This is a genomic window from Synechococcus sp. R55.2 (assembly GCF_047462075.1).
Taxonomy (GTDB): domain Bacteria; phylum Cyanobacteriota; class Cyanobacteriia; order Thermostichales; family Thermostichaceae; genus Thermostichus.
The window spans coordinates 1-3130 of the sequence record NZ_JANSIH010000380.1; the positions used below are offsets into that span (position 1 = coordinate 1).

Consider the following 3130-nt stretch of genomic DNA (forward strand, 5'->3'; position numbering starts at 1 on the left):
TATTATACATTATTTTCAGTATAGTTGAGCTTATTATTGACTAGAGTCATGCTCCGCACCGCTAATCGGCGGCAATAACAGCCCGGTAGTAGCCTTCCAACTGTTGGGTGGCTGCCGACCAGCTCCAACGTTCTGCCTCTTGGCGGGCTTGCTGTCGGAAGAGCTGTCGCTGCCCGACGCTGCTCAGGAGTTGCTGGGTAACCTGGACAAAGTCGCTATCCGAATTGGGATCGAACAGAAAGCCATTGCGCCCACTGTCCACCACATCGGTAATGCCGCCGCAGCGGGGGGCGATCACCGGACAACCGGCAGCCATGGCTTCCAACAGAACCAGCCCCAAGGTCTCGGTGCGGGAGGGGAACACGAACAAATCCGCCGAAGCAAAGGCCGCTGCCAGAGACTCCCCCTGCAGATAGCCCGTAAACACCACATCGTAGCCGGCAAAATGTTGCTCCAGGGATCCCCGCTCTGGCCCATCTCCCACAATAGCCAAGCGGGCTTGGGGGATCTGCTCCAACAAGACCCGGATCCGCCCCACTTCCTTCTCAGCCGAAAGCCGTCCCACGTAGAGCAAGAGAGGCCGTTCCGGTTGCCCCGCCGTGAGCCGAGCCCGCATTTCTGAACTGGCCGCCTGGGGATGAAACAACTCCGTGTCCACTCCCCGCTGCCACAGTTGCACCCGCTCAATGCCGTGGGCGCTCAGCTCCTGCATCATGGCCGTCGAGGTGCAAAGATTGACCCGCGCCAAATTGTGCCCCAGCTTCAGGAGATTCCACAAAACCCCCTCCAGAAAGCCCAGCCCATAATGCTGCAGATACTTCGGCAGATGGGTATGGTAGGAGGCCACCAGCGGGATCCCCATCGTCTGGCTGTAGTAGAGGCCCCCCAATCCCAAAACTGCCGGGTTCACCACGTGGATCACATCCGGTCGGAAACGGCTGAGCAACTTGCCGATGGCCGGGCCGGGGGCAGCCAGCTTCAACTCTGGATACAAAGGCAGCGGCATCCCCGGGATCCCGTAGACCCGTGCCCGTGCAAACCGCCGCGGGGCTCCCCGGGGCGCGACGATGAGCACCGAGTTACCACGAGCGGTTAGGTGACGCACCGTGTGGCAGAGGCGGGTAACAATGCCGTCCACCTTGGGCAGAAACGTCTCCGTAAACAGGGCTATGCGCATCAGGGATCCCAAGCCTACTGTTATTGCTCCGCAACGCTGCTGCGACCGCGCTACTCGGACGGAGCCCTTAAAGACTCTAGAATGAGTGTTGCACAAAACGGCAACGCTGCTACGACCTCCGTCAGCAGACTTGAGTACCTCACTCCACCGGAAAAGAATGGGGCGTTGGCTCAGGTTCGGTGAAAGTCTGCACCTGGCTTTGGCCCAGCGTGTCTGCGGCGGTTTTGCTGATCAACAGTAGGGTCGCCGCCAGGGCCAGCCCGATAATATCCCGCCACATGCTCCACTCCTCAGCTCCTCACTCCTCTTGCCCATTACTGTAGCGGCGGTTTTCTCGACTGGGCAGTGATGGAGGACGGATTTTTGCGTGACACAAATCACTGCCAAAATTGCGGCTTTGCCCCCTGCCGGCTAGTCCCGGAACGTCAGCTGCAAGCTGGTTATCAGCAGCACCAAAGAAGAGACCGCCATCACCCCTCCCCAAAACCAGTAGGGCAAGAACAAGTTTTGGGCAATTTGGCTGGAATCGGAGTGGATCACCTGCCCATTGATCACGGCAGAGGCCGTAAACAAGTAGTCGAGCTGGTGGTAGGTGCTCACACAGGCCTGCACCCCCAAAAATTGTGCGGCAAAGCCCCGCAGCCAGGGGGAGGCCCAGCGAGCTACCGCCAGGATCCCCAAACCCATACCCAAGAGGAACAGGAGGCCAAAGGGAGAGCGAACCCAGAGCAGCGTCGATAGCAACAGCAGGGATCCCAAAGCCAACAACCCCAACTGGGCCGTACCTTGACGACGAGAAGCCAGGATAAAAACCGCCCCGGCCATTGGGGGCCCCATTGGCCCACCGGCGGCCACCAAAGCTCGACCCACCGGCCCCAAAAACAAGTGCCCACTGTGAAAGGCCAACCCCGACCCGTCGGGATAGATCTCCAGACGATGAAACTTCCCACCCAACAGCACTGCCGTCAAGCCGTGGCCCATCTCATGAAACCAGGTGGCCAGAATCGTAAAGGGGTAGAGGATATAGTTGCCCCAGGGGAGCTGCCAGAGCAAGACCGTCAGACCTGCAGCAGCCACCAACCAAACCAAGCTGTGCCGGCCAGGTTTCTCGGAAGGGGAGGGAGGCAGCTCAAACTGAGTCATAGAGCAGCAGTGGGTAGACAGAAAAAAGCCTAAAACGCCTCGTCTTCTTAGACGACTGCCGGCAGAGGAGAGTTCCAAGCCAACCCCGAGAAAATCCAGAAAAACATATGTCTCAAACCAGTTTGCAATGGATGTAGGTCAGGTAGGCTGAAAAAGACTCTGAGGGATCCCTGGCGATGGCCACCTTCCTGCGGGATTGGAGCTATCAATTTCCTTGGCTTTACCGCAGCATCAGTCGCGGGGCTGCCCTGGCAGTGGGCGGATATGAGCGGTTGCGGAGATTGCCCATGCAAGGGATCCAGATTCATCCCCAGGATCGGGTGTTGGATCTCTGCTGTGGCCCGGCTGAAGTGACCCCACTGTTGGCGGAGCTGAGCCAGCAGGTTATTGGGTTGGATGCTTCACCAAGAGCCCTGGCAGCGGCCCGCAAACGCCTCCCCAAGGTGGAATTTGTGGAAGCCTTTGCCCAGGATATGCCCTTTCCCAATGCCAGCTTTGATTGGGTGCATACCAGCTTAGCCCTGCACGAATTGTCCTTCGCAGATTTGGAGCAGGTGCTGCGGGAAGTGTGGCGGGTGCTCAAGCCGGGGGGAGGACTCTTGATCCTGGATCTGCATGCGCCTCGGCAACCCCTGATCTGGCCTGGTCTGGCCCTCTTTCTGGCCCTTTTTGAAACCGAGACCGCTTGGGAGCTGCTCAAGCTGGATTTGCCCGAGTATTTGCATCAGCAGGGGTGGCAGTCCATCCGGCAAACCTTGCACTCTGGGGGAGCCCTACATGTGATCCAAGCCCATTCGCGATAGGAGCCTG

At 58.8% G+C, this 3130-nt stretch carries 4 protein-coding genes; 1 reads left to right on the forward strand and 3 read right to left on the reverse strand.

The genetic code is table 11. The features are described from left to right. Positions 1 to 61: 61 nt before the first annotated feature. The 3 genes from NW838_RS12010 to NW838_RS12020 form a co-directional block, all read right to left on the reverse strand. The gene (locus NW838_RS12010; RefSeq protein WP_414357496.1) at positions 62 to 1177 is read right to left on the reverse strand and encodes a glycosyltransferase family 4 protein; all 1116 of its coding nucleotides are present in this window, start codon (positions 1175 to 1177) and stop codon (positions 62 to 64) included. Between the two features lie 139 nt (positions 1178 to 1316). Continuing rightward, a complete protein-coding gene (locus NW838_RS12015) occupies positions 1317 to 1457 on the reverse strand; it encodes a hypothetical protein (protein WP_414357497.1) in 141 nt (46 codons plus the stop codon). 131 nt (positions 1458 to 1588) lie between these two features. Then, positions 1589 to 2320, reverse strand: a complete 732-nt coding sequence (locus tag NW838_RS12020; protein WP_414428106.1) for a M50 family metallopeptidase — start codon at positions 2318 to 2320, stop codon at positions 1589 to 1591. Between the two features lie 176 nt (positions 2321 to 2496). On the opposite strand from NW838_RS12020, the gene NW838_RS12025 reads away from it, so the two are divergent. Next, a complete protein-coding gene (locus NW838_RS12025) occupies positions 2497 to 3123 on the forward strand; it encodes a class I SAM-dependent methyltransferase (RefSeq protein WP_414428107.1) in 627 nt (208 codons plus the stop codon). Positions 3124 to 3130: the final 7 nt, after the last annotated feature.